4 protein-coding genes are annotated in these 3,336 nt (G+C 69.4%); 3 read left to right on the forward strand and 1 reads right to left on the reverse strand.

Annotated elements, in window-relative coordinates:
• Positions 1-435: 435 nt before the first annotated feature.
• The 3 genes from JSV65_02835 (at position 436) to JSV65_02845 (ending at position 2,788) form a co-directional block, all read left to right on the forward strand.
• A complete protein-coding gene (locus JSV65_02835; protein ID UCH36680.1) occupies positions 436-1,026 on the forward strand; it encodes an RNA polymerase sigma factor in 591 nt (196 codons plus the stop codon).
• Positions 1,023-1,712, forward strand: coding sequence for a hypothetical protein (locus JSV65_02840; GenBank protein ID UCH35306.1), 690 nt, complete (start codon positions 1,023-1,025; stop codon positions 1,710-1,712). The genes JSV65_02835 and JSV65_02840 overlap by 4 nt, the downstream gene beginning before the upstream one ends.
• Positions 1,713-1,810: 98 nt before the next feature.
• Positions 1,811-2,788 (forward strand): malate dehydrogenase, encoded by a 978-nt coding sequence (locus tag JSV65_02845; protein UCH35307.1) that lies wholly within the window; start codon positions 1,811-1,813, stop codon positions 2,786-2,788.
• A gap of 214 nt (positions 2,789-3,002) precedes the next feature.
• Here the strand turns inward: JSV65_02845 and JSV65_02850 are convergent.
• The coding region (locus tag JSV65_02850) for a hypothetical protein (protein UCH35308.1) at positions 3,003-3,336 on the reverse strand (334 nt) is incomplete at its 5' end.

Here is a 3,336-nt window from a genome sequence, read left to right on the forward strand (position 1 = left end):
ACATGACCCTCTCCTTTCTCTGTTTCCTGGCCGGATCTCGTCCGGCCTTCTCTTGAACCCTGCACATCGTTCTGAACTAGTGATGTGCTTCTCTGGTGTTGTAGTGAACTATAACACCCAACCGAATGCAAGCCCTTTTTGCGAAGTCCCGGAACGGAGTTGGGGTTTTCCAAGAAAATCAGTTGGTTATATGGCGTCTCGCCCCCTTGTGGAATGTACGTGGAGGGTCGCGACGGCCTTGCCCGGGCCTGATTTGCGCAAACGGCTATAACACCTTTGCGGCGAAATCGACGTTCAAGGAGTCATGGAGCCCCGTTGGCCCGCCACGAGACCTGCGCCGTGGACGTGCTGAGCCCTGCCGCCGCGATGCCGGGCGGTGACGAGGTCACCTCCGCGCCCGCGCGCGGGCGGACATCCACCGCATCGCCTAAGCTCGTGCGCGTGATGACCGAGGCGACCGGCGACGAAGCCTTGATGCTGCGCTATGCCGCGGGCGACGCACACGCCTTCGAGTCGCTGTACGAGCGACATCGCGGCCCGCTGTGGCGCTTCCTGTCGCGCCAGCTGCGCGACGATGCGGCTACGGCGGACGTCTTCCAGGAGGCGTGGACCCGCGTCATCTCGCATCGCCTCTCCTACGAGCCGCGCGCGAAGTTCTCGACCTGGCTCTATCGCATCGCGCATCACTGCTGCGTCGATCACTGGCGCCGGACGGGGCGAAGAAAGCAGCGCGAACTGGCCGACGGCGAAGACCTGATCGCGACGCTCGCAGACGACGCGTCGCCGGCGCCCGACGGCCTGGCAGAAGACGAGCAGGCCGCCGAGGCGCTGGGAGCTGCGCTCGCGGCGCTGCCCGAGGTGCAGCGCGAGGTGTTCCTGCTCTATGCAGAGGCCGGTCTCGACCTGACTGCGATTGCCGAGGCCACCGGTGTCGGCGTGGAAACCGCCAAGAGCCGGCTGCGTTACGCCGTCGCGAAGCTCAAGCGCGCGCTGTCGCGCGAGCCGGCACAAGGAGACGCAAGGTGAACAGCGAACCCCGGGAACCGGGCAGGGCGACGCCGGACGACGCGTTGTTGCGGCTCTACGAGCGCACGCGCTCCGGCGAGCCACCGCCCTCGGTCGACGCCGCCATCCTCGCCCGGGCGCGCGCGGCGGTTGCGCCAGCTCGCACGCCGCGTCGCTGGTGGATCCCGGCCTCCATCGCCGCAACGGCGCTGCTCGCCCTCAGCGTGGTCGTCGAGGTCGATCGCGAGACCGGCCCGGTGACCGCACCGCCCTTCGACGAGGCTCGCCAGCTGGACAAGCGGGACAGCGAGGCGACGGAGGTGGCCCCTCCTCCGCCCCCGGCACCGACGGCCGACGCGACCTTGCCTGCCCCCGTCCCGGCCGAGTCGGCCCTGTCCAAACCACCGGTCCCGGCGCCAGCCGGTGAGGCTGCGCTTCCGACACCGAGCCCTCAGCCCGCCCCCGGAGCGCTCCGGGAGCGGTCGCAGCCTGCGACGCCGGACCTGCAATCGATGCGCGCCGCGCCTGCCGCCGTGAGCGCAGGGCAGGCCGAGGCGGACGCAGCAATCCCGACACCCGAACAGTGGCTCGCGCGGATCGAGGCCCTCGAGGCGCAAGGACGCGACACCGAGGCCGCGCGCGAGCGCGCCGCGCTCGAGGCCGCCTATCCCGGCTGGCTGGAGCGGCACTCCTCGACCCCGCAGTAGCCACGATTTCGCCCCCCGGACCCGGTGCTAGAATTCCGCCGCTTTTTTCGGCCCGAACCGCGCCGAAATCCTCGCGAAAACCGGAAGGGAACCCAACGATGAAGAAGCCCGTCACCGTCACCATCACGGGCGCGGCCGGCCAGATCGGCTATGCCCTGGCATTCCGCGTCGCATCCGGCCAGCTGCTCGGCCCGGACCAGCCCGTCAACCTGAACCTGCTCGAGATCACGCCGGCCCTCGACGCCCTCAAGGGGGTGGTGATGGAGCTCTCCGACTGTGCGTTCCCGCTGGTGAACGCCATCGTCCCGACGGACGATGCCAAGGTCGCGTTCCGCGACTGCGGAGTCGGCCTTCTCGTCGGCGCCCGCCCGCGCGGTCCGGGCATGGAGCGCAAGGACCTGCTGCTGGCCAATGCTCAGATCTTCTCGGCGCAGGGCAAGGCCATCAACGAAGCCGCGCGCCGCGACATCAAGGTGCTGGTCGTTGGCAACCCGGCCAACACCAATGCGCTGATCGCCTCCGCCAACGCGCCCGACATCGACCGCGCGAACTTCACCGCGATGACGCGCCTCGACCACAACCGCGCGCTCTCGCAGCTGGCGGCGAAGACGGGCGTCCACGTGACCGACATCCGGCAGATGATCGTGTGGGGCAACCACAGTGCGACGCAGTATCCGGACATCTCGCACTGCACGGTCGGCGGCAAGCCGGCGAAGTCGCTCGTCGACGAGGCCTGGTACCGCGACACCTTCATCCCCACCGTGCAGCAGCGCGGCGCGGCCATCATCAAGGCCCGCGGTGCCTCGTCGGCCGCGTCGGCGGCCTCCGCCGCCATCGACCACGTGCACGACTGGGTGCTCGGCTCGCCGAAAGGCAACTGGGTGAGCATGTCCATCCCGTCGGACGGCAGTTACGGCATCGCCGAGGGCGTGATCTACTCCTATCCCGTCACCTGCAGCGGCGGGCGTTACGCCATCGTCCAGGGCCTCGACGTCGACGAGTTCAGCCGAGGGCGGATGGACAAGACGCGCGAGGAACTGCTCGAAGAGCGCGAGGGCGTCAAGGATCTGCTCTGAACCGACGCCGTCGCTGGCGAGGTCCAGCGGCGGCGCCTGTCCTTCACTCCGGCCGGATTCCGTGTAACAACCGTCGCCGTCCGCGAAATGGGTGATCGTGGGGCAGCCGGACGCGCGGGAGCTGCCCGGCTGGCGCAGCAGTCCACCGGGTATCGGGTGTTGGTGTCTTCATTCGGGACTCGGGGCGGTGCGCCGCGCCGATCCTGCCCGCGCCTCAGGACGTTTCCGCTGAAACGCTTCCTGTTTGCGCGGCGCTACGTGCGCGCTGCCCGAGCAGCACGTCGATGGCGAGCCCATAGTCCATGCGCTCGCCGCGCCAGGTGATGGCGGTGGTCTCCGGCGTGATCGCTGCGCCGGCGGCGTGCGTTGGCAACGGCCGCGGCGGCGCGGTGGGGCCGTCACCGCACGGCTCGGTGTAAGGCCGCCCGTCCGGCCGCAGGAACCGCAGCGCCCCGTCGTCGAGCCGCCCGATGCGCACGCCGCCCTCGTGCACCAGGCGATGGTGAAAGCGGCACAGCAGCACCAGGTTGCCGAGCTTCGTCTCGCCG

The organism is Armatimonadota bacterium, assembly GCA_020354555.1.
Classification (GTDB): domain Bacteria; phylum Armatimonadota; class Hebobacteria.

Bases quoted from the DNA above. Each gene is read 5' to 3' on its own strand.
- JSV65_02845 (UCH35307.1), top strand. From the start codon at position 1,811: ATGAAGAAGCCCGTCACCGTCACCATCACGGGCGCGGCCGGCCAGATC.